24 protein-coding genes are annotated in these 22711 nt (G+C 55.7%); 8 read left to right on the top strand and 16 right to left on the bottom strand.

The window, feature by feature from the left end; all coding sequences use genetic code 11:
- Positions 1-14: 14 nt before the first annotated feature.
- Positions 15-704, bottom strand: coding sequence for a phosphate response regulator transcription factor PhoB (phoB, locus tag ABFI50_RS13875; RefSeq protein WP_008503265.1), 690 nt, complete (start codon positions 702-704; stop codon positions 15-17).
- 186 nt (positions 705-890) lie between these two features.
- Here phoB and sbcD point away from each other — a divergent pair, with 186 nt between their 5' ends.
- Both sbcD and sbcC read left to right on the top strand, forming a co-directional pair.
- The gene (sbcD, locus tag ABFI50_RS13870) at positions 891-2096 is read left to right on the top strand and encodes an exonuclease subunit SbcD (RefSeq protein ID WP_088126512.1); all 1206 of its coding nucleotides are present in this window, start codon (positions 891-893) and stop codon (positions 2094-2096) included.
- Positions 2093-5224, top strand: coding sequence for an exonuclease subunit SbcC (gene sbcC, locus ABFI50_RS13865; protein ID WP_088126511.1), 3132 nt, complete (start codon positions 2093-2095; stop codon positions 5222-5224). The genes sbcD and sbcC overlap by 4 nt, the downstream gene beginning before the upstream one ends.
- A gap of 98 nt (positions 5225-5322) precedes the next feature.
- Here sbcC and mak read toward each other — a convergent pair whose 3' ends face one another.
- Positions 5323-6228, bottom strand: coding sequence for a fructokinase (gene mak / locus ABFI50_RS13860; RefSeq protein WP_088126510.1), 906 nt, complete (start codon positions 6226-6228; stop codon positions 5323-5325).
- Between the two features lie 123 nt (positions 6229-6351).
- On the opposite strand from mak, the gene rdgC reads away from it, so the two are divergent.
- On the top strand, positions 6352-7266 hold the full coding sequence (gene rdgC, locus ABFI50_RS13855; RefSeq protein ID WP_014882739.1) for a recombination-associated protein RdgC: 915 nt from the start codon (positions 6352-6354) through the stop codon (positions 7264-7266).
- Positions 7267-7313: 47 nt separating this feature from the next.
- Here rdgC and ppnP read toward each other — a convergent pair whose 3' ends face one another.
- The 5 genes from ppnP to ABFI50_RS13830 all read right to left on the bottom strand — a co-directional run bounded on the left by ppnP (position 7314) and on the right by ABFI50_RS13830 (position 9952).
- The gene (gene ppnP / locus ABFI50_RS13850) at positions 7314-7601 is read right to left on the bottom strand and encodes a pyrimidine/purine nucleoside phosphorylase (protein ID WP_014882738.1); all 288 of its coding nucleotides are present in this window, start codon (positions 7599-7601) and stop codon (positions 7314-7316) included.
- Between the two features lie 71 nt (positions 7602-7672).
- Positions 7673-8350, bottom strand: coding sequence for an AroM family protein (locus tag ABFI50_RS13845; RefSeq protein ID WP_032637368.1), 678 nt, complete (start codon positions 8348-8350; stop codon positions 7673-7675).
- 238 nt (positions 8351-8588) lie between these two features.
- Positions 8589-8780: a protein YaiA gene (gene yaiA, locus ABFI50_RS13840; RefSeq protein ID WP_014882736.1), complete on the bottom strand. Its 192-nt coding sequence runs from the start codon at positions 8778-8780 to the stop codon at positions 8589-8591.
- Positions 8781-8824: 44 nt separating this feature from the next.
- A complete protein-coding gene (aroL, locus tag ABFI50_RS13835) occupies positions 8825-9349 on the bottom strand; it encodes a shikimate kinase AroL (RefSeq protein ID WP_014882735.1) in 525 nt (174 codons plus the stop codon).
- Between the two features lie 144 nt (positions 9350-9493).
- Positions 9494-9952, bottom strand: coding sequence for a YaiI/YqxD family protein (locus ABFI50_RS13830; RefSeq protein WP_014882734.1), 459 nt, complete (start codon positions 9950-9952; stop codon positions 9494-9496).
- Positions 9953-10049: 97 nt separating this feature from the next.
- On the opposite strand from ABFI50_RS13830, the gene proC reads away from it, so the two are divergent.
- Positions 10050-10859: a pyrroline-5-carboxylate reductase gene (gene proC / locus ABFI50_RS13825; RefSeq protein WP_014882733.1), complete on the top strand. Its 810-nt coding sequence runs from the start codon at positions 10050-10052 to the stop codon at positions 10857-10859.
- Between the two features lie 14 nt (positions 10860-10873).
- Here the strand turns inward: proC and adrA are convergent, their stop codons facing one another.
- The 5 genes from adrA to ABFI50_RS13800 all read right to left on the bottom strand — a co-directional run bounded on the left by adrA (position 10874) and on the right by ABFI50_RS13800 (position 15213).
- Positions 10874-11977 carry a diguanylate cyclase AdrA gene (gene adrA, locus ABFI50_RS13820; protein WP_088126509.1) on the bottom strand — a complete coding sequence of 368 codons (1104 nt, stop codon included), beginning with the start codon at positions 11975-11977 and terminating at the stop codon, positions 10874-10876.
- Positions 11978-12079: 102 nt separating this feature from the next.
- Positions 12080-12400 carry a phosphate starvation-inducible protein PsiF gene (psiF, locus tag ABFI50_RS13815; protein ID WP_014882731.1) on the bottom strand — a complete coding sequence of 107 codons (321 nt, stop codon included), beginning with the start codon at positions 12398-12400 and terminating at the stop codon, positions 12080-12082.
- Between the two features lie 275 nt (positions 12401-12675).
- Positions 12676-12936 carry an anti-adapter protein IraP gene (iraP, locus tag ABFI50_RS13810; protein ID WP_045281697.1) on the bottom strand — a complete coding sequence of 87 codons (261 nt, stop codon included), beginning with the start codon at positions 12934-12936 and terminating at the stop codon, positions 12676-12678.
- Positions 12937-13146: 210 nt separating this feature from the next.
- A complete protein-coding gene (locus tag ABFI50_RS13805) occupies positions 13147-14361 on the bottom strand; it encodes a multidrug efflux MFS transporter (protein WP_023332216.1) in 1215 nt (404 codons plus the stop codon).
- 168 nt (positions 14362-14529) lie between these two features.
- Positions 14530-15213, bottom strand: coding sequence for an extensin family protein (locus ABFI50_RS13800; RefSeq protein ID WP_014882728.1), 684 nt, complete (start codon positions 15211-15213; stop codon positions 14530-14532).
- Positions 15214-15316: 103 nt separating this feature from the next.
- Here ABFI50_RS13800 and ddlA point away from each other — a divergent pair, with 103 nt between their 5' ends.
- Positions 15317-16417 (top strand): D-alanine--D-alanine ligase, encoded by a 1101-nt coding sequence (gene ddlA / locus ABFI50_RS13795; protein ID WP_014882727.1) that lies wholly within the window; start codon positions 15317-15319, stop codon positions 16415-16417.
- Here the strand turns inward: ddlA and ABFI50_RS13790 are convergent.
- Positions 16414-16644, bottom strand: a complete 231-nt coding sequence (locus ABFI50_RS13790; RefSeq protein WP_014882726.1) for a DUF2754 family protein — start codon at positions 16642-16644, stop codon at positions 16414-16416. The genes ddlA and ABFI50_RS13790 overlap by 4 nt on opposite strands.
- Before the next feature lie 249 nt (positions 16645-16893).
- Here ABFI50_RS13790 and ABFI50_RS13785 point away from each other — a divergent pair, with 249 nt between their 5' ends.
- Positions 16894-17193 carry a DUF2755 family protein gene (locus ABFI50_RS13785; RefSeq protein ID WP_014882725.1) on the top strand — a complete coding sequence of 100 codons (300 nt, stop codon included), beginning with the start codon at positions 16894-16896 and terminating at the stop codon, positions 17191-17193.
- Here the strand turns inward: ABFI50_RS13785 and ABFI50_RS13780 are convergent.
- From ABFI50_RS13780 to ABFI50_RS13770, 3 genes are all read right to left on the bottom strand, one after another.
- Positions 17190-18287: a DUF1615 domain-containing protein gene (locus ABFI50_RS13780; RefSeq protein ID WP_023332214.1), complete on the bottom strand. Its 1098-nt coding sequence runs from the start codon at positions 18285-18287 to the stop codon at positions 17190-17192. The genes ABFI50_RS13785 and ABFI50_RS13780 overlap by 4 nt on opposite strands.
- 14 nt (positions 18288-18301) lie before the next feature.
- A complete protein-coding gene (sbmA, locus tag ABFI50_RS13775) occupies positions 18302-19522 on the bottom strand; it encodes a peptide antibiotic transporter SbmA (RefSeq protein ID WP_248196152.1) in 1221 nt (406 codons plus the stop codon).
- A gap of 115 nt (positions 19523-19637) precedes the next feature.
- Complete coding sequence (locus ABFI50_RS13770) at positions 19638-20171, bottom strand: isochorismatase family protein (RefSeq protein ID WP_014882722.1); 534 nt, start codon at positions 20169-20171, stop codon at positions 19638-19640.
- A 204-nt stretch (positions 20172-20375) separates the two neighbouring features.
- Between ABFI50_RS13770 and ampH the strand changes: the two genes are divergently transcribed.
- Together ampH and hemB are read left to right on the top strand one after the other, a co-directional pair.
- Entirely contained in the window at positions 20376-21536 is a 1161-nt protein-coding gene (ampH, locus tag ABFI50_RS13765; protein WP_213784166.1) for a D-alanyl-D-alanine-carboxypeptidase/endopeptidase AmpH, read from the top strand.
- A 165-nt stretch (positions 21537-21701) separates the two neighbouring features.
- Entirely contained in the window at positions 21702-22676 is a 975-nt protein-coding gene (hemB, locus tag ABFI50_RS13760) for a porphobilinogen synthase (protein WP_008503294.1), read from the top strand.
- Positions 22677-22711 lie beyond the last annotated feature (35 nt).

Below are 22711 nucleotides of genomic sequence, written 5' to 3'. Positions count from 1 at the left end.
ACTCCTGTCATTGTTCAGAAACGGGTCGAAAAACGATAACCCGTGCCGCGGACCGTCTGTACCATGCGATCGTGGCCGCTCAGTTCCAGCGCTTTTCGCAGGCGGCGAATATGTACGTCAACCGTCCGGTCTTCGACATACACGTTAGTTCCCCAGACGTTATTCAGCAACTGCTCGCGGCTGTATACGCGTTCCGGGTGAGTCATAAAGAAGTGCAGGAGTTTAAATTCGGTAGGGCCCATATCGAGGGGGTTTTCGCCGGTCATCACGCGGTGCGAGGTAGGGTCAAGGCTGAGTCCCTGCATCTCTATCACCTCTTCCACCGCCATCGGTGAAATACGGCGCATCACGGCTTTAATGCGGGCGACCAGCTCTTTTGGGGAGAACGGTTTAGTGATGTAATCGTCCGCGCCGGTTTCTAGTCCGCGCACGCGATCCTCTTCCTCTCCGCGCGCCGTGAGCATGACAACCGGGATGTCGCGGGTCAATGCCTCACGCTTCAGGTGTTTGATAAACTGCAGTCCGGAGCCGCCAGGCAACATCCAGTCCAGCAGAATCAGATCGGGCCAGGGTTCATTCAGCTGGTTCACTGCGCTGTCATAATCTTCCGCTTCAACCGGCTGGAAGCCATTTTGCTCGAGCACGAAGCACACCATTTCACGAATTGGAGCTTCATCTTCTACGACCAGAATACGTCTCGCCATACTTTGCCCTGTCTTATCTTATTAAGTTACACGTTTGTAATTCGGCGCCATTATGCGTCAGATTTATGACAGATTTATGAAAAACATTACCACGGTAGCGGGCAAACCGTTGTTTTATTACAGCGGTTATTTTCCCTTCTCTGAACGTTTATAATCCTGCTTTCTCATTTTTGCCACGGAACCGCTATGCGCATACTTCACACCTCGGACTGGCATCTCGGTCAAAATTTTTACAGCAAAAGCCGTGCGGCTGAACATGAAGCGTTCCTGAACTGGCTGCTGGAGACGGCGCAGGCCCTCGAGGTCGATGCGATTATTGTCGCGGGTGACATCTTTGATACGGGGTCGCCCCCCAGCTATGCGCGCGAGCTGTATAACCGCTTCGTGGTGAACTTGCAGCAGACCGGCTGTCATCTGGTGATAGTCGCCGGTAACCATGACTCCGTGGCAACGCTCAATGAATCCCGCGACATTCTGGCGTTTCTCAATACTACCGTCGTCGCCAGCGCCGGGCATGCCCCGCAGATCCTGAAAAAACGCGACGGTACGCCGGGGGCAGTGCTGTGCCCGATCCCCTTTTTACGCCCGCGCGATATCGTACAAAGTCAGGCGGGACTGTCGGGCACGGAAAAGCAGCAACATTTATTACGGGCCATCACCGACTATTATCACCAGCAGCACGCGGATGCCTGCAACCTGCGTGGCGAACAGCCGATACCGGTGATTGCGACCGGGCATCTCACCACCGTTGGGGCCAGTAAAAGTGACGCCGTGCGTGACATCTATATCGGCACGCTGGACGCCTTTCCGGCGCAGAACTTCCCGCCTGCGGACTACATTGCGCTCGGGCATATTCACCGCGCCCAGGTTATCGGCGGCTGCGAGCATATTCGCTACTGCGGATCCCCTATTTCGCTCAGTTTCGATGAAACCGGCAAAGCCAAATCCGTGCATCTGGTGAGCTTCAGCGAGGGCAAACTCAGTGCCGTCGAGACGCTGGAGGTGCCGGTCACCCAGCCGCTGGCGGTGCTGAAAGGCGATCTGGAGGCCATCACCGCTCAGCTTGAACAGTGGCGCGGCACCGCGCTTAATCCCCCCGTCTGGCTGGATATCGAAATCACTACGGATGACTACCTGCATGATATGCAGCGAAAAATCCAGGCGCTGACGGAAGACTTGCCGGTAGAGGTCTTACTGGTGCGCCGCAGCCGCGAGCAGCGCGAGAAAATTCTGTTAAGCGCCCAGCGGGAAACGCTCAGCGAGTTGCGGGTAGAAGAGGTGTTTGAGCGCAGGCTCTTGCAGGAGGATATTGACGACGCGAAGCGCGAAAGACTCAGCGAACTGTTCACCCATACCCTGCATGCCCTCAATGACGAGGAAGAAAACGCATGAAAATTTTGAGCCTGCGTCTGAAAAATCTCAACTCCCTCAAGGGCGAGTGGAAAATTGACTTTACCGCTGAACCCTTTGCCAGCAACGGGCTGTTTGCCATTACCGGCGCCACAGGCGCAGGTAAAACCACCCTGCTCGACGCCATCTGTCTGGCGCTTTATCACGAAACGCCGCGCCTGAGTAAGGTTTCCCAGGCACAAAACGACCTGATGACGCGAGATACCGCCGAGTGTCTGGCGGAAGTGGAGTTTGAGGTAAAAGGCATCGCCTACCGCGCCTTCTGGAGCCAGAACCGGGCACGCAACCAGCCGGACGGCAACCTGCAGGCGCCGCGCGTGGAGCTGGCCCGCTGCGAAGATGGCAAAATCCTCGCCGATAAAGTCACGGACAAGCTGGAGCAAACCGCCGCGCTCACCGGTCTGGACTATGGCCGCTTTACCCGTTCAATGTTGCTCTCACAGGGGCAATTTGCCGCCTTCCTGAATGCCAAACCGAGCGATCGCGCAGAGCTGCTGGAAGAGCTGACCGGCACCGAAATCTACGGCCAGATTTCCGCCATGGTGTTTGAAAAACACAAAGCCGCCCGCAGCCTGCTGGAAAAGTGCGAGGCGCAGGCAGCGGGCGTCGTGCTGCTGAGTGAAGAACAGCAGCAGCAATTACAGCAAAGTTTGCAGGCACTTACTGACGAAGAGAAAACGTTGCTGGCACAGCAGCAAAACCAGCAGAAACATTTTCAGTGGCTTACCCGTCATGATGAGCTTGTGCGCGAGCAACAACGCATCACCGCATTGCAGCAGCAGGCACAACAGGCTCTGACGGACGCTGCGCCTGAGCTGGCAAAGCTCCAGCTTGCGCAGCCCGCCGCCCAGCTTCGTCCGCTCTGGGCGCACCAGCAGGAGCAAACCGCGCGTCTGACGCAAACCCAGCAGCGAATTATTGAAGTAAATACTCGCTTACAAGCCAAAACCGCGCTGCGCGCGCGGATCCGTAATACTGCCCTGCGTACCCACGCCGAGCTTCATACTGAACTGACGGCGCTGGCGCAGTGGCTGGCGGAGCACGAGCGTTATCGCCTGCTGGGTCAGGAGATTGCCGGATGGCGCGCGCTCTTCTCACAGCTTAACCGCGATAAAAACCAGTTGGCCACGCACGCTGCGCGGATGACTGAGTTACGTAACAAGCTGACTGACATGCCGGAAAATACGCTCACGCTGACGGCGGATGAGGTCAACGTGGCAATGGAGCAGCAGTCCCGGTCACGCACGCAGCGCCAGCGGCTGACGTCGCTACACGCTCGCTATCAGCCGCTGCAAAAGCGCCTGCGCCAGAGCAATGAAAACGTACAGAAAGCCCAGGCGGAGCAGAGCAAACTTAATGAAACGTTGACGCTGCGCCGCCAGCAGTACAAAGAGAAACACCAGCACTATCTGGATCTGAAGGCCCTGTGCGAGCGTGAAGCGACAATTAAAGATCTGGAAAGCTATCGTTCACAGCTTGAGGCAGGCAAACCTTGTCCCCTGTGCGGTTCCTGCGAGCATCCCGCCATTGAGCAATATCAATCGCTTGAGCTGACGGATAACCAGCGCCGCCGTGATGCGCTGGAAAAAGAGGTGGCCGCGCTAAAAGAAGAAGGCCTGCTGGTGCTGGGGCAGGTTAATGCCCTGGCTCAGCAGATTCAGCGCGAGACGGGCGACGTGCAGACCCTGTCTGAGGAAGAGCAAGCACTCACTAAAGAGTGGCTTGAGATCTGCGCGTCCCTGAATATCACATTGAATATTCAGGAAGATATCGCGCCATGGATAAACGAGCAGGAACACTATGAGCGCCAGCTTTATCAGCTCAGCCAGCGTCTTACCCTGCAAAACCAGCTGAACGAACAGGAAGCGCAGGCACGCCAGTATCAGCAGCAGCTGACGGCGACACGCCAGACGCTGGAACACACCCTGCTCACGCTGTCGCTTAGCGTTCCCGAAGAGGGGAACGAAGCCGCCTGGCTGCACGCCCGCGAAGGAGAATTCGCGCAGTGGCAGGAAAAACAAACGCAGCACGGCGTGCTTGTGGAACGCAGCAACGCTCTGAAGCCGTTGCTCGACACACTTCCGGCAACCCACACCGAAGAGACCGAATCGGCCATTCCTGATGGCTGGCGCGCCATTCACGATGAATGCGTATCGCTGCAAAGCCAGCTTACCGCCCAGCAGCAACAGGAGGCGCTGGAGCAAGAGCGCCTGCAACAGTCGCAGACCCAATTCTCCGCGGCGCTCTCTGCCAGCTGTTTTGCCGACAGGGAGGCGTTCATTGCCGCTCTGCTGGATGATGACACCCTCCGTGGCCTCGAACAGCTGAAGCAGTCGCTGGAAAACCAGATACAGCAGGCCACGGCGCTATCCGGCCAGGCGAACCAGCAGCTGCAGGCGCATGTTGCGCTGCGCCCGGAAGGTCTCGAGGCCGATGCATCCACTTTGCAAATCCAGCTGCAGCAGCTGGCGCAACAGCTTCGCGAGAACACCACGCATCAGGGCGAGATCCGCCAGCAGCTCAAGCAGGACAGCGACAACCGTCAGCATCAGCTGGCGTTGATGCAACAAATTGAAGAGGCCGCGCGTCAGGCCGACGACTGGGGCTATCTGAACGCGCTGATCGGCTCCAGTACCGGCGATAAGTTCCGTAAGTTCGCTCAGGGGCTGACGCTGGATAATCTCGTCTGGCTTGCTAACCAGCAGCTAAATCGCCTGCACGGGCGTTATCTGCTGCAGCGCAAAGCCAGCGATGCGCTGGAGCTGGAAGTGGTCGACACCTGGCAGGCGGATGCCGTACGCGATACACGCACGCTCTCTGGCGGCGAGAGCTTCCTGGTCAGCCTGGCGCTGGCGCTGGCGCTTTCCGATCTGGTGAGCCACAAAACGCGAATCGATTCGCTGTTCCTGGATGAAGGATTCGGCACCCTCGACAGTGAAACGCTGGATACCGCACTGGATGCGCTCGACGCGCTGAACGCTACCGGGAAAACCATCGGCGTCATTAGCCACGTCGAGGCGATGAAAGAGCGCATACCGGTGCAGATTAAGGTGAAGAAGATCAATGGGCTGGGGTATAGCAGGCTGGACAGGGAGTTTGCGGTGGGGTGAATAAAGGGTCGCTGCGGTCTGGTGCCCTCACCCTGGCCCTCTCCCACAGGGAGAGGGTACAAACATCAAAAACAGCAACTTGCGTTGCTGTTTTGCTTTTATTCCGGCCACAGCCACGCCGCGCCGCGCACGCCGCTGGAGTCGCCGTGGACAGCTTTACGGATCGGGGTTTCACACTCGCCGCCGAAAACCCACTGCTTCACAAGATTTGGCACCGTGGCGTACAAGCGGTCAACGTTGCTCATCCCGCCCCCCAGCACAATCACGTCCGGATCGAGAATATTCACGACGTGCGCCAGCGATTTTGCCAGACGCATTTCGTAACGGCTCAGGGCCAGTTCAGCCACCGGATCCTGTTCTTCAACCAGAAGCATGATTTCATTACCCTTGAGCGGTCGACCGCTCAGGCGGTGGTAATCGGTCGCAAAACCGGTGCCGGAGATAAACGTCTCAATACAGCCCTGCTTGCCGCAGTAACACGGCACGTCGGCGCGGTATTTGAGTTCATCTTCATCCATCCACGGCAGCGGATTGTGCCCCCACTCGCCCGCCGTGCCATTGCCACCGATGTGCGAACGCCCCCCAAACGCCACGCCCGCACCGCAGCCGGTCCCGATAATCACCGCAAAAACGGTCTGCGCCCCTGCGGCGGCGCCATCAACGGCTTCGGAGACCGCCAGGCAGTTGGCGTCATTGGCCAGACGCACTTCCCGGTTCAGACGCGCGCTTAAATCTTTATCAAACGGCTGACCGTTTAGCCAGGTGGAGTTAGCATTTTTAACCACGCCGGTATAAGGGGAGATTGACCCTGGGATACCCATCCCGACGGTACCGCTTTGCCCTGTCGCCTGCTCGGCCATATCGACCAGCCGGGCAATCGTCTCGATGGTCTGGTGGTAATCATCGCGCGGCGTAGGCAGACGGTGGCGGAACAGCTGTTCCCCCTGCTCGCTCAGTGCAATGACTTCTGTTTTGGTGCCGCCCAAATCAATCCCAATACGCACAAGACTCTCCTCATTCTTTTGATTATCAACAGAGTAGAAGCACGCTTCCCGATTAGCAATGCAAGCGATGCGACAATTCGTTATCATGCCCGCTGATTTAACGACAAGGCCGTGGAAATTATCATGCTGTGGTTCAAAAATTTGATGGTTTACCGTCTCAGCCGCGACGTTTCGCTGCGTGCAGAAGAGATGGAAAAACAGTTAGCCGCTTATAGCTTTTCCCCTTGCGGTAGCCAGGATATGGCAAAAACCGGTTGGGTTCCGCCAATGGGTTCACAAAGCGATGCCCTGACCCACGCCAGCAGCACGGGACAAATCATCGTTTGCGCTCGCAAAGAAGAGAAAATTCTGCCCACGCCGGTGGTGAAGCAGGCGCTTGAAGCAAAAATCTTCAAGCTGGAAGCCGAGCAGGGCCGCAAGCTGAAAAAAACCGAAAAAGATTCGCTGAAAGATGAAGTCCTGCACTCTCTGCTGCCGCGCGCTTTTAGCCGCTTTAGCCAGACGATGATGTGGATCGATACCGTTAACGGGCTGATCATGGTCGACTGCGCCAGCGCCAAAAAAGCAGAAGATACCCTGGCCCTGCTGCGTAAAAGTATCGGTTCTTTACCGGTCGTTCCGCTGGCACTGGAAACGCCGATTGAGCTGACCCTGACAGAATGGGTTCGCAGTGGTACTGCGGCGCAAGGTTTCCAGATTCTGGATGAAGCCGAGCTGAAAGCCCTGCTGGAAGATGGCGGCGTGATCCGCGCCAAAAAGCAGGATCTGGTGAGTGACGAAATTGCGGTACACATCGAAGCCGGGAAAGTCGTTACCAAACTGGCGCTCGACTGGCAGCAGCGCATTCAGTTCGTGATGTGTGATGACGGCTCCGTGAAGCGTCTGAAGTTCTGCGATGAGCTGCGCGATCAAAATGAAGATATTGACCGGGAAGATTACGCCCAGCGTTTTGATGCGGACTTTATCCTGATGACCGGTGAGCTGGCGGCGTTAATTCAGAATCTGGTGGAAGGTCTCGGCGGCGAAGCGCAGAGATAACAGGCAAAACACAGGCCGGGTAAGCGTTAGCGTCACCCGGCTTTTTTTTATTTCAAATAGCGGCACAGATAAGAGGTCGGTTCAGCAACCTGCAAATGAAATTCGCTGTGGCCAGGAACGTTGAAGGCTTCCCCGGCAGCGTAAACTTTCCATTCCGTTTCACCCGGCAGTAAGACGTTCAGCGCGCCGCTGACTACCGTCATCTCTTCCGCTTCGGCCGTGCCAAAGGTGTATTCCCCTTCAGCCATGACGCCCACACTGGCGCGGCCCGTGCTGCTGCTGGTAAAACCAATGGATTTCACTTTACCGGAAAAGTATTCGTTACTTTGAAGCATGAACTGGCCCTTATATTCAGAGATAAAAATTCACTATAGGGGCCATGCTCATTGCCTGTCACGCAAAATCATTACATCAGGAGTTCGGAAGCCAGGCGCGCCATCAGAACATTTGATAACAGCACCGGCACGTCCAGCGCCTTTTGCAATAAATCACGGTGATGCTGATGGAAACCGAGGCAGTCCAGTATCAACACATCCGCCCCTTTCTCCAGTAGCGCCTTCCCGGCAGCGATCAGTTTGGCCTCGCTGTCCCAGAAGGGATTTGCCAGGGCATACAGAGGCGTTTTTTCAAGCACGTGCCATTTTGCTTCCTGGTTGTTCATGAGCTCTTCCATCGGCACAATCACCCCCACCTGATGCCCGTCAACAATAGAGGCCACCAGCGGCGGAATGATGCGCATTGGCTCAAGCAAAATCGCATTGCGCGCCACCAGTCCCTTAATGGGGGCGGTACTCATCAGCAAAATAACGTCATAATCTTGATTATCGAGCACTTCTATCACTGACTGCAGCGAACGCTCAATTTTCTGTCGTGAAACATGCGCCAGTTTACCGTCGCTTAATAACGTCGCCAGGGGCTCCTCCCCCGCCTCAACAGCGTAGTCCTCCATGACCTCTTCCCGGCTCATCTTACCCAGCAGGCTGAGATGCGTGATCTGCTGTTCAGAGACATGCTCAGTTAAAAGCGGTAACACTTCGCTTACAGGGACCACACCAATAGTGAGGATCGCCAACGTTGCCTTCATCGTTTTCGCCTTCCATTACTACAAAATCTTATTACACAGGTACAGGCTCACTACGCTGCACAGTTCGTTTTTTCAACAAAACAGCACCAAGCGTAGCAGGTGATCTGCATCGCGAAATGTAAAGATCACCTGCGGGTAACGGAGTCACCTGTAATAACTAAATATTAACTCCTGCTTAACATTGGCGATGAGTAAAAAGTGTGATTCAGGCACGGTATTGGAGCGTTTAGGAAAACATCTATGACTTTTCGGGATCTTCGTAGCGCCGTTTGGCGTCCAGCGCTTCCTGTTCAGTCTCATGTTCACTGATCAGCGAGTCCGGTTTGGGGTGATCGGCACGCAGCTGATACCAGGTCACGGTTTGATCGCCTGTGCCTTTTTCAACGGTAACGATACGTGCTTCGCGCGGATAGGGAGGTCTGGTTGGCATAGCTCATCCTTTTTTTATGTCTGAGCTATCAGTATAGACGGCGGTTAGCTGGCACAAGCCAAACGCAGGGCGGTAATAATCTGAATCACCACCTCTTCCGGTGCCGCAGAAGCATCCACAACGTGGTGAGCCGCTTCACGGTACAGGGCATCACGCTCGGCCAGGACTTCGCTCACCTCTTCGCTGAGCGGTCTGGAGGTCAGCGCCGGACGTTGTCCCTCCTCCGGAAAGGCCTCAAGGCGCCCCACGAGAGCCGAAACCGGCGCGCAGAGATAGATCACAATGCCCTTTTCACGCATAAAATGCCGGTTACACTCGGCGAGAACAATCCCCCCTCCTGTCGCAATCACGGCTGACGGCGTGGTGACCGCTTTCAGCGCGGCCGTTTCGCGTGCGCGAAAGCTCTCCCATCCCTCTTGCTCAACAATGTCCGCGATGGTTCTGCCGGCCTCGGTTTGCAGCCAGTGGTCGGTATCAACAAACTGACGATGACATGCGCGTGCCAGTTCCAGGCCAACGGTGGTTTTCCCACAGCCGCGGGGGCCAACTAAAAAGATGGGTTGGGTCATAGCCAGGTGTTCCCCTTGATGCCGGATGGCTGAAGAGTGTAAAGAAATCATTGCAGAAGATGTGTAGAATACTTTACTGCAAAGCGGTACGGGATGACAACCCTGCGGAAGCCACACTGTACCACAAAGTGACAATAATTATCATTACGCTGTGCGACGCTTCACTTCTAGCAGCCATTTATCCAGTTCGGCAGCAAACTGCTGGCGATCGCGCTGGGACAGGCTGTCCGGCCCTCCGGTCTGCACGCCGCTGGCCCGCATGGTATCCATAAAATCACGCATAGTGAGTTTTTCCCGGATGGTAGAAGGCGAATAACGTTCACCGCGCGGGTTGAGCGCCGCTGCGCCTTTCTCCAGCACTTCCGCCGCCAGTGGAATATCAGCGGTAATGACCAGATCCTCCGGGCTGCACAGACGAACAATTTCATTATCCGCCACGTCGAACCCGGCCGGGACGCGCAAGGAACGGATAAAGCGCGAAGGCGGAACGCGGATATTCTGGTTCGCCACCAGCGTCAGTGGCATCTGAACGCGCTCGGCGGCGCGGAATAAAATCTCTTTAATCACATTCGGACACGCGTCCGCATCAACCCAAATCGCCATATTGTCTCCCCATAATGTCTCTGCCGACTATTGTCGCCTGCATTTCGTTGTTAAGCTATCAATCAGAGAAAACAACGCATAATGACGGAGAATCGTGATGGATAAGAAAATCGGGTTTATCGGCTGCGGTAACATGGGCAAAGCCATCCTGGGCGGCCTGATCGCCAGCGGGCAGGTTCTGCCCGGTCAGATTTGGGTCTATACCCCGTCACCGGACAACGTCGCCGCATTGCGCGATCAATACGGGATCAACGCCGCCGAAAGCGCGCAGGAAGTCGCCCAGGTCGCCGATATCGTCTTTGGCGCCGTTAAGCCGAACATCATGATCAAAGTGTTAAGCGACATCACCTCCAGTCTGAATAAAGAGACGCTGGTCGTGTCGATTGCCGCGGGCGTGACGCTCGATCAACTGGCACGCGCGCTCGGTCATGACCGTAAAATAGTCCGCGCGATGCCTAATACTCCCTCACTGGTTAATGCAGGTATGACCTCCGTCACGCCTAACGCGCTGGTGACCTCAGAAGAGGTGGCTGATGTGCTGAACATTTTCCGCTGCTTCGGTGAGGCGGAAGTCATTGCGGAATCCATGATCCATCCTGTTGTCGGCGTCAGCGGCTCTGCACCTGCATACGTGTTCATGTTTTTAGAAGCCATGGCTGACGCCGCAGTGCTTGGCGGCATGCCACGTGCGCAGGCGTATAAATTCGCCGCGCAGGCGGTGATGGGTTCCGCCAAAATGGTGCTGGAGACCGGTAAACATCCGGGCGAACTGAAGGACATGGTCTGCTCGCCTGGCGGCACGACCATCGAAGCGGTACGGGTGCTGGAAGAACGTGGATTCCGCTCTGCTGTCATCGAGGCGATGGCAAAATGCATGGAAAAATCAGAGAAGCTGAGTAAATCCTGATTTCTGACCGGGCGTCAGGCGGCCACTTCGGTGCGGCCGCGCCCGGCATTTTTCGCCTTATACAGCGCCACATCTGCCGCCTTCAGCCATTCCCGGTAATGTCGAAACTGCGGCCCCCAGGGGGCAACACCTACGCTGATGCGCAGAGGCTCTTTCGGTGCGCACGGTAAGGACAACGTTTCCAGACGCTCGTGTACCCGAGACATGACGGCGATGGCGCTTTCAGCCGCTGTCTGCGACATAATCACGGCAAACTCATCTCCGCCAAAACGGCCTATCGCATCGCCTGACCTGACTGACATCTGAAGCTGACGGGTAAGAGCAACAATCGCCTTATCGCCCACGTCATGCCCCCAGGTATCATTGATGTTTTTAAAGTGGTCGATATCAATCAGCAAAATGGTGGCGTTGCAGTGGCTCCGGCGGCAGTGCTCAAACTCATTACGCAGCAGCATTTCCCAGTGTCGTCGGTTAAAGACCCCGGTCATGCCGTCGCGGGTACTCATCATTTCCAGCCGCCGCTTATGTTCCGCAAGCCTGATGGCCGTCCGGTGGCTGAGCCAGGCAAACAGCATGGGATAAAGCATGAGCACCGGAAGCGTTAAGCCCCACTCCACGGGATCGGGGTGGAAGACAGTTACTTTCCCGACGAGGGGCATCGTCACCAGTGCGGTCAGGAGGGTTAACGTTATCCCCACAAGAAACAGGCGGCAGCCACCGGATCCCATCATGTTCATTCCCACCATCATTACCAGCGCTGCCGTGGGTAATGCATACAGCCCCATCACGCCAATCCAGAGCCCGGCGATAATGGCATCCATCTTAAGGTTGAAAATCTCCTGCTGGTGAGGTGATGCGGCGCGGCAGGATAACTGCCAGGCAAAATGGGGCCAGACGAACGCCCACCCTACCAGGATCAACCACCAGCCGCCGGGTAAAAAATGGATGACCAGCATTCCCGCCACGGGGAAAAACATGGCTGCCAGACCAACAGCGCGCGCCAGCCGAACCCGCCGGGCAAACTGGATGCCGGCGCGGTAAGGGTCATCCTGAGAAAGGGTTAAACTCCACTCCTCCCGAATGCGCTTTTTGTTGTAATACGTTTCATCATTCATCATTTTTGGGAATATTCTGAAACATTTTCCCAAATTATAGAGAGGGGGACTGCGGGGAAAGTATGAAATTTCGGGTGAGCAGCCGACGCCACTCACCCGTTAGAACTACACTTGTTTCTTCAGACAGGCACTCATGAACTTGCTGCGATCGTCTCCCTTCAGGGACTGTTCGGTCGCTTTCGCATTACACTCGCGCATTTTTTGCTGCTGCGGCGTCAGACTTTTTTCGCCAGGCTTCGCGGCACCGTTTTTAAGGCAGTCGCTCATATAGGTCTTACGGGCATCGCCTTTCAGACTCTGGGACGTCGCCTGTTGATTACAGGTCGTCATCCGTTGCTGCTGAGGCGTTAGCGTTTTCTCTTCCGCATTCGCCGAGGAGATCAGGAACAGGCCGGAGAGCAGAGTAACCAGTAATGTTGTTTTCATTGCACCATCCTTTTGTGAATATTCCCTGTAAGTCTGGTTCGTAACAGGAAAAAAACCACCCGGCAGCGGTGATTTTGCCGGGAATTTCTCATTTCAGACCCAACGTACCGGTATTGGCGGTATCGACATAAAGGATAGGGGAAGTAACGCGATAACACGTGTGCTCTGTTTCACTTTTATTTTCTCGCGGTACAAACAGATAAAAAATAAATACAGAGCAGCGCCAGGCATCCTGCATGACAATTTTGTGAAACGTCAGAACCGTTCGTGACGGCTTAACTGCGCGGATGCCTCAACAGCTTCTTTACGTATTGCTGCAGCAATTCGGCATCCTCTGGGGGAACCTGAGTGTCGGGTCGCGCCTTATCCAGCGCCCCTTCGATGCTATTGATTAACGCCTGCTGATCGGATGTATCCATCTGCCGCAATAGCGCGGTGACGACAATTTCCAGCGCTTCGACCTGGGCAACCAGTTCTTTAGACTCTTCTTCCTTTTGTGCAAGCTTAACCAGCAACTCAGCAATGAGATTCTTCATCGTGCTATTTCCTTATGGGGTTTCCTCTGAAATTAACACCAGGAATGAAATATGCAAAGCGGAGAAAAGTATTATCTTATGTAAAAGTGACATTACCGCCAAATTAGGGTGCCACCCTTATGAGCGAAACGTTTTTCTATATAAAAACGCCGCATTTAGTTATATAAAAATACGGCTACCATAAGAATATATAATACACCCGCGAAAGGACTATTTCGCTGATTTCGCTTCCGCCATTCGTGTTCGACGGCGCAGGGCAATCGCCAGCTGGATAATATTGATTAAAACGACAATTGCCGTAGCAGCAAATACCCAACGAAAACCTGCCATCGCAGAAACGGATGCGCCAATAAGCGGACCGGCAACGTTGCCTAAATACATAAACGACTGGTTATAACCAAAAATACGTCCGGTGACCTGGTCGCTGGAATATTTGACCAGCAAGGTCTGTACGGCAGGCAACATAGCCCCATCGGCGAAACCGAGTAAAAATCGCAGCACGCCCAGCTGAAGCGGAGAGGTAACAAACGACATCGCGAAAAAGAGCACCACCGCAAAAATCAGCGTCGCCATCAGGATACGCGCCGTGCCGATCCTGTCCCCCAGCTTCCCCAGACGTGGCGCAGAGATCAGCGCGGAAACGCCCGGCACGGCGGCAATCATCCCGCTGAGAAAAGCAATATTATTGCTGTCTGGCTCCATTGATTTAATAAACAGCGCCAGAATGGGCCCCACCGAGCCGTTACAGAGCTGGATCACCATGGTGGTGACAAACAGGCTGATCATCAACCCTGGGTAAGGCAGCGAGGCGAAGACGGCCTTACCGCTCAGGCGTTCAGACTTGCTGACAACGGGGCGCCCTCCCTCTTTGATCAGAAAGAGCGTGACCAGAAAGCTAACCACCAGCAGGATCGCAGTGATGATAAATACCGCGCGCAGCCCAACGTGGTCTGCCAGAAAGCCGCCCAGCAGCGGGCCACCGATGACGCCGCTTATCTGCGCCGTTGAGAGGGTGCTCAGCGCCCAGCCGCTTCGTTCGCGCGGCACCTGAGAGGCCACCAGCGCCATGGCATTCGGAATGTACCCGGACGTCAGCCCCATCACCGCCCGCAGGAAAAACAGCTGCCAGACGTTCGTGGCGAAGGCCTGGAGCAGAATCGCAATCGCCATCCCGAGCGAGGCGCGCAGCAGCATCAGCTTACGGCCTTTCCGATCCGCCAGGCTGCCCCACATCGGAGACACAATGGCGGAGACCAGAAACGTGACGCTGAACGTCAGACCGGACCACATGGAGAGCGCTTCGTGGGAGGTAACCCCCAACTGCGACACGTACAGCGGCAGGAACGGCAGGATCTGGCTAATGGCCAGCCCGGTAAAAAAGCAGCCGAACCAGACCGAGATGAGATTAACTTTCCAGGATTCCATAAAGAAATAGTCTTCATTTTTAGGCGAATTCGCCGTCAGATTAGCAAGTTACGCACGCCGGCGTCGCACCAGAGATGCGGCCTTGCTGACTTTGGTGTTTTATCTTCCCAGTCATCATATTTGTGAAATAAGTCACAAATCATCCACTTTCTGGCGGAAGATTATGCTTCAGCGACAGAGTCCGAAACCGCGCATCCCCAGATGAAAATGGTTGGCATGCGCCGCGTTATACTCCGGCCCCAAACCGTTACCGTAGTAGCCGCAGCTGGCCGCCAGCAGGGCTTTCAGCCATGGCTGCGTTTTTGCCGATTTCCAGCCGTTCAGCACCGTGACGCGCTCCCCGTTCGCCAGCCGAAAAGCGGCGATATCCAGCGCGTCTGCGGTGGCATGCTCACTGCGCCGCGCATCGGGCCGGTGGTAGATATTGCGACAGGCAAAGCTGCCAAGGTGCTCAATGCGCGTCAGCTCATGTCCCGTGAAGCGCTGCGTCAATGGCCGGGCCTGCTGGCTGACAAACAGTGCAGAGCTGAGCGCCAGCGGACAGCTGGCAAGAAAACTGCCGTTCAGACTCACCGGGCCGAAGTCACGCACGCGCACGACGTTGCGCAGCGGACATGTCCCGCCGCCGTCAGCGACCGGTTGGGTGCGGATAAGGTTTCGTTGATTGGCCTGCGTTAACAGGCTCGCGCAGGCTTCGGGGGTTAAACGTCGCAGTTTATACTGGGTAATACGGCCAGGGGGATCGTCCAGGGCCAGCGGTTTAAATGGATTGTAGTAAGACGGCAACCAGCGATAGCCCGCCGTTGCAACTGCCCCCAGGATGAAAACGGTCAGCAGAGTTTTTCCTTTCACGTTCCCCCCTCACTCTTCCCCAAAACATTATGGCAGAAGGCCGCGAAACCCGCAGGGCATCGTGGTATGTTATTGGCTTTTCGTCAGACTGGAAGAGAGTGAGATGGCAAAGCAGCGCGTAGGTATTGTCTTTGGGGGAAAATCAGCGGAACACGAGGTGTCATTGCAATCGGCCAAAAATATCGTTGATGCGATCGATAAAAGCCGGTTTGACGTGGTCCTGCTGGGCATTGATAAACAGGGCCAGTGGCATGTTAACGACGCCAGCCAGTATTTGCTGAATGCCCACGATCCGGCGCACATCGCCCTCAATCCTTCGGACATCAGCGTCGCGACCGTTCCTGGCGTCATGAAGGGACAGCTCATCGACGCCGGCAATGCGCAGGCTCTCACTCAGATCGACGTGGTCTTCCCTATCGTACACGGCACGCTCGGGGAAGATGGTTCCCTGCAGGGGATGTTGCGCATGGCCAACCTGCCGTTCGTCGGATCAGACGTACTGGGATCCGCCGCGTGCATGGACAAAGACGTCACCAAACGCCTGCTGCGCGATGCCGGACTGAATATCGCGCCATTCGTCACGCTCACCCGCGCCAACCGAGACAAGTACAGCTTCGCGCAGGTTAGCGGTCAACTGGGGCTGCCGCTGTTTGTGAAGCCTGCCAACCAGGGGTCATCCGTGGGCGTTAGCAAAGTCGCCAGCGAAGCAGAGTTCACGCAAGCCGTCCGTCTGGCGTTTGAATTTGACCATAAAGTGGTTATTGAGCAAGGGATCAAAGGTCGCGAAATTGAGTGCGCCGTGCTGGGCAATGATTTTCCACAGGCGAGCACCTGCGGTGAAGTGGTCTTAAACAGCGACTTCTACTCCTACGACACCAAATACATTGATGATAAAGGCGCACAGGTCGTTGTCCCTGCGGATATCGATCCGGCGATCAACGACAAGATCCGGGCGATCGCCATCAGCGCCTACCAGACTCTCGGCTGCAGCGGCATGGCGCGCGTGGATGTCTTCCTGACGCCGGAGAACGACGTGGTAATCAATGAGATCAACACGCTGCCGGGTTTCACCAACATCAGCATGTATCCAAAACTGTGGCAGGCCAGCGGGCTTGGCTACTCTGAGCTGATCACCCGCCTGATCGAACTGGCGCTGGAGCGTCACGCCGCCGACAGCGCGCTGAAAAGTTCCGTTAACGGTTAATCGGCACCCTTCGCCGTCTCTTCCGTCGTCGTCTCTTCCGGGCGACGGCGGATAATCAACCCCGCCAGCCAGAAACTGATCACCCAGGTCACCAGCCCGACGGCATAGGTTTGCCACCCTTTTGCTTCAAATCCTAACAGCCCCACGACGCCGTTAAGAATAAAAATCAGCCCAATAGCAAAGGCATAGTAGTGCCAGTCACGGCGAAGTTTGGACGTGAGCTTCATAACAACTCCGGCAGGAAAAAAAGACATCCTCTCACAGTTTAAGCACGAGGTCTGTGGCAGATGCGGAAATTCTGAAACGCGACGCAATTTCACTTAAGTTTAAAAATTGTGACGCGCTGCAGAAATCAATAATCCAGGAGAAATCCTGAGCGTAAATTACCACGATTCTGATATTGACAAATGCAATCACCTGTCAAACTCACCCCGTAAGACGCGAATTAAAACAGAGTTATACCTCGGGAGGTCAACATGGCTGACTTTACATTGTCGAAACCGATTTTTGGCGGCAAACCAAAAACCTCTACGGCGGGTAATATCGCGTATGCCTTGTTTGTCCTTTTCTGCTTCTGGGCTGGCTCCCAGCTACTCAATATGCTGGTCCATGCGCCAGGTGTTTATGAACACCTGATGCAGGTGCAGGATAACGGGCGTCCGCGAGTGGAGATTGGCTTTGGCGTGAGCACGCTGTTCGGTCTCGTTCCTTTCCTCGCGGGGTGTATGATTTTAGGCGTTGTCGCGTTAGTCCTGCGCTTTCGTCGTCGCCATTAAAGCCCCATACAGCGAGCCCGGCGATCGTCCACGCGCTTCGCAAACCAGGCGGTGGTCAGGTTACGTGTGATCTTCGGGCTTTCCAGCTGAATACCCGGCAGGATAGCCCTCGGTAACGTTTTCCCACTCTTCTGCTCCGCAAGGGCAAACACCTTCTTGTAGAGATCCGTTTTCTCGAATGCCAGGCTATCGCCTTTTTCAAGCTGACGGCGGATATCGCTGTTGCTCATATCAAGCGCTGTCGATAATGTCCGTACCGCGCTTTCGGTGCCTCCCGCCTCGCTGCTGCCGTAGGCGATGAGATCGCCGTCCAGCGCCAGCTTGACGCCGCTTGCGCGGCTAAGCGCACTTTGAAACGCCGCGTTACGGCTGGCATACCAGCCCGCATTAAAGTCTGCGAAGCGGTACAGCGGCGCGTTGTAATTCGCCGGATAGTTCAGCAGATGATACGTGCCGAACCACAGTCCGCCGCGCAGTGAGAAGACCTCCTGGCGCACCGTACCGTCAATTTTCCATGGATAGCCGTCGGTATGCTTCTCGGCAAACGCGATGCTCACCTGCATTGGTCCGCCGGTGTGAACCGGGTTGAGCGAGCCAAACAGTTTCTGCCCCATTGGCACCATGTTGATGAAATCATCAAAAATGGCGCTGAGCTGTTTTTCGGTTTTCACCGTGTCCAGCCGGTCGCTGTAGCTTTTACCGTTCGGCGAGGTGATTTTCAGTGCGGTATGCACGAGGAACACCGGGATATGCATCGATTCCGCGCGGCGGTCGATCTCTTTCCAGGCAATTTTATTCAGACCCGGCACCACCGGGTCTGACTGGTACATGGACTCCTGCTGCGCCACCGCCAGCACCGAGCAGATATTTTCCTCGGTCGGGGCAATCTTCTGGCTTTCAAAGGTTTTAGCCAGCGCATCTGCCCACGCATTGCGATCCTTCACGCTGGCGGGCATTTTTTGCCGCACAACGCTTGCCACATCCACGGGCTTTTCACCCTTTTTGAGCGGGGCTGCCCCTTTTTCGGCACAGCCCGCCAGCACCAGAGCGGCCAGTAAGGACAGCGATAACGCGCGCGGTACGGCAAAAGACATAGCAACTCCCTGTATTAGCTAAAGGTATTGGTCACTTCCTGCAGGTCACGATCGTCCAGCTCACGCTCAAAGCTGCGCAGACGTTTGTAGATGGACATCAACTCCACCAGCGTGGTCCAGGAGCTGATCAGATACTGGAACGACCCGCGCACCTGACCGAAAACATTGGTGATCTGCGTCATCAGACCGAGCGTAATCGTACCCGCAACGATCGACGGAAACAGCAGGAACAAGCCGAAAACGTTATCCACCTGCAGATACAAAATGCGCGCAATGTTGAAATACATATAGTGGAAGTAAAGGCGGAAGTAGTTACGACGCACGGCACCAAACAGCTCACGGACGGTCGGCGGCGACGCGCGGCTGGCGTCATCTTCCCCGTAAACCAGCTCTTTACGATACGCCGCTTCGACGCGCTGATTTTTAAACTCCAGACCCGGCAGCTTGATCCCCACCACCGCCAGCAGGCCCGTGCCCATCAGCGACCAGACAATCGCGGCAATCACCAGACCATACGGCAGATGGCCGACAATCGGCAGATCCGGCACATGCGCAGAGAGCGTCACCAGTACCGGCAGGAAAGCAATCAGCGTCATGATGGCGTTGATGAAACTGACGCCCATATCTTCAAGGGTGGAGGCAAAACGCATGGTGTCTTCCTGCACACGCTGCGCGGCACCTTCGATATGACGCAGATGCTGCCAGTGCGCCATGTAATGTTCGTTCATCGCGGTACGCCAGCGGAAAACATAGTGGCTGACGAAGAAATTGTTCATAACACCAATGATCACCGCAATAAGCGCGATACCGAGGAAGACGCCGACTTCATGGTAGAACTGGTTAATAGTGACCTTGTGCGGCGAACTCAGCGCGGTCTGAATCAGATCGTAGAACGGTGCATACCAGGCGTTTACCGCCACCCCCACTTCCACCAGGAACCACGTCACAAAGATGATCAGCGAGGTACCGAGAATCGACCAGTACTGCCAGCGGTGCGGAGAATAGACAAACCAGAACAGCGCAAACAGCCCTACGCACAGCATGTAGTAGGCGTAAAACAGCAGATAGCTCAGTGACCAGAAGCGCGCTGCGCTAATCGGCACGTCGCCTGTCGCCCCAACTATGCGTGCCAGCCATGCACCGCCGCCCGCCTGCCAGAAAACGACCGAGATCAGAGCCCAAATAAATGCCGACAGGAAAAATGGCCCCGGCTTTGGGAAAAAAGACTTAAACATGATGCTTCCTTCTTGTTGTTATGGTTGTTGCTGTGCTCAACACATGACCAAACGAATACCCTGCCCGGGCCGGAAGACCGGCTCGGGCAAAAAGGTCAGACCCGAGGGTTGATTATTAGTTCGCTTTCCAGTTTTCGAGAATTGTTTCGGTGCGTTTCACCGCGGGAGGGTTCATCGGTGCAATGAAGTTACGCCAGACGTCATTATGGTGGTTAATCAGAATCTGTGCTTCAGCCGCCGGGCGATTCGCGGTGGTATGGGCATCCTCAGCCACGGTAATGTGGTAGCCCCGACTGACGCCGTTTTTAATTGTCGCGTCCACGCAGTAATCGGTGGCGCAGCCGCAGATGACAAACTCACGAATTCCGTGTTCACGTAACAGCGCTTCAAGCGATGTGTTGTAAAAAGAATCACAGGCGGTCTTGGTAACGTAAAGCGCATCAGCCGGTTGATGGAGTTCAGGCAGCAGCGCAAACCCTTCACTTCCTTCTTCCAGCCCCCCGGCCTCGGTATGCTGAATAAAAATGACGGTGTCGGCCGCCTGCGTAAGCTGGTTGATCAGAGAGACACACTTTTCGCGCTGATGACGAGGGGTTTCAAATACCCCGTTTTGCATATCAACCACCATGACCACACGCTTTTCAGACATACCGTTCTCCGTAAGATTGAGTAATACTGGTGCCTATCATAAGCCCGATGCCAGAAAATGAGAGAGCGCTCGCAAGTAAATTATTCATATTTACCCATGGTTACGTTTTTCTGGCTATCGTTATGCTATTCCGGGCATTGCACGGTAGAGATTAGTAGTATAAATACCCATTACTTTCTTCATTCACTTCATGGATGCTTTTCGTTGAAACGTTGTCTGCTCTCTTTTGCCGCGCTGTGTGCGGTGAGCTTCTCCACCGCCCAGGCGGCCCAACCGCTGACGGCGCCCGTTTTGGCTTCAGACATTGCCGATCGCTACGCGAACCTGATCTATTACGGCAGCGGCGCAACCGGGATGGCAATGGTGGTTATTGATGGCAACCAGCGCGTATTCCGCAGCTTCGGTGAAACGCGCCCAGGCAATAACATTCACCCGCAGCTGGATTCCGTCGTTCGCATCGCGTCCTTAACCAAGCTAATGACCAGCGAAATGCTGGTGAAACTGCTCGACCAGGGCGTGGTGAAGCTCGACGATCCGCTCAGCAAATACGCCCCACCGGGTGCACGAGTGCCGACGTATCAGGGAACGCCCATTCGCCTTGTGAACCTCGCGACGCACACCAGCGCGCTACCGCGTGAGCAGCCTGGCGGGGCGGCGCACCGCGACGTGTTTGTCTGGCCCACCCGTGAGCAGCGCTGGAACTACCTGAGCACCGCCACGCTGAAGGCGGCCCCGGGTTCGCAGGCCTCTTACTCCAATCTGGCGTTCGACCTGCTGGCGGATGCCCTCTCAGCGGCTGCGGGCAAACCCTACACGCAGCTGTTTGAAGAGCAGATAACCCGTCCGCTGGGGATGAAAGACACCACCTTTACCCCTTCTCCGGACCAGTGCCGTCGCCTGATGGTGGCGGAGAAAGGTGTAAGCCCGTGTAACAACACGCTGGCGGCAGTGGGGAGCGGCGGGGTCTATTCCACCCCAGGCGACATGATGCGCTGGATGCAGCAGTTCCTCTCATCGGATTTCTACTCGCGCAGCAGCCAGGCCGACCGTATGCAGACCCTGATTTATCAGCGAACTCAGCTGCACCGTGTGGTCGGAATGGACGTACCGGGTAAAGCCGATGCGCTCGGCCTGGGCTGGGTCTATATGGCACCAAAAAATGGCCGTCCGGGTATTATTCAGAAAACCGGCGGCGGCGGCGGGTTCATTACCTATATGGCGATGATCCCGCAGTCCAACGTGGGCGCATTTGTGGTGGTCACCCGCTCCCCGCATACGCGCTTCGTTAATATGAGTGATGGCATTAATAACCTGGTGGCTGAACTGAGCGCCAATAAAGCCCAGGTGCTGACCGCGTCTAACTGATCTTAATATTCCGTGGGCAAGCGGTTGATGTTAAACCGATTGCCCCCGGTTCTGAGCATCGTCGCTGCCCTGCAGCAATCTCCCCTAAACCGCCCACTTTAATAAACACCTCATGTCGCTTTCGGTTACACTAACCTTCTTTGTTCCACAAACATCAGGCATCCCATGACCGATTTAATTGCACGTCCCCGCCGTCTGCGCAAGTCACCTGCACTGCGCGCTATGTTTGAAGAGACAACCCTGACCTTAAACGATCTGGTGTTGCCGATTTTTGTTGAAGAAGAGATCGATGACTACAAAGCCATCGAAGCCATGCCGGGCGTAATGCGCATTCCGGAAAAATATCTGGCGCGCGAGATCGAGCGCATCGCCAACGCGGGGATCCGCTCGGTGATGACCTTTGGCATCTCCCATCATACCGACGCCACCGGCAGCGATGCGTGGAAAGAAGATGGTCTTGTCGCCCGTATGTCCCGCATCTGCAAAGAGACCGTGCCGGAAATGGTCGTCATGTCAGACACCTGCTTCTGCGAATACACCTCTCACGGCCACTGCGGCGTGCTGTGCGATCATGGCGTGGATAACGATGCCACCCTGCTGAATCTCGGCAAGCAGGCCGTGGTCGCGGCCGCTGCGGGTGCAGATTTCATCGCCCCCTCTGCCGCGATGGATGGACAGGTTCAGGCGATTCGTCAGGCGCTGGATGCGGCAGGCTTCACCGACACCGCCATCATGTCCTACTCCACCAAATTTGCCTCCTCCTTCTACGGCCCGTTCCGTGAAGCGGCTGGCACGGCGCTGAAGGGCGACCGTAAAACCTATCAGATGAACCCGCTGAACCGCCGGGAAGCGATTCGCGAATCCCTGCTGGATGAAGCTCAGGGCGCAGACTGCCTGATGGTCAAACCGGCTGGCGCGTATCTTGATATTCTGCGCGACATCCGCGAACGCACTGAACTGCCGCTGGGCGCTTACCAGGTGAGCGGCGAGTACGCGATGATCAAATTCGCCGCGCAGGCGGGAGCGATTGACGAAGAGAAAGTGATCCTCGAAAGCCTGGGTGCGATCAAACGTGCGGGCGCGGACCTGATCTTCAGCTACTTCGCGCTGGATCTGGCTGAGAAAAAAATCCTCCGCTAATCTTCACCAAACTGCAATACAACCGACATCTGCTC

The sequence above is a fragment of the Enterobacter sp. HNDS-6 genome (genome assembly GCF_039850505.1).
Lineage (GTDB): Bacteria > Pseudomonadota > Gammaproteobacteria > Enterobacterales > Enterobacteriaceae > Enterobacter > Enterobacter kobei.
This window is presented reverse-complemented; position numbering and strand designations above follow the sequence as displayed.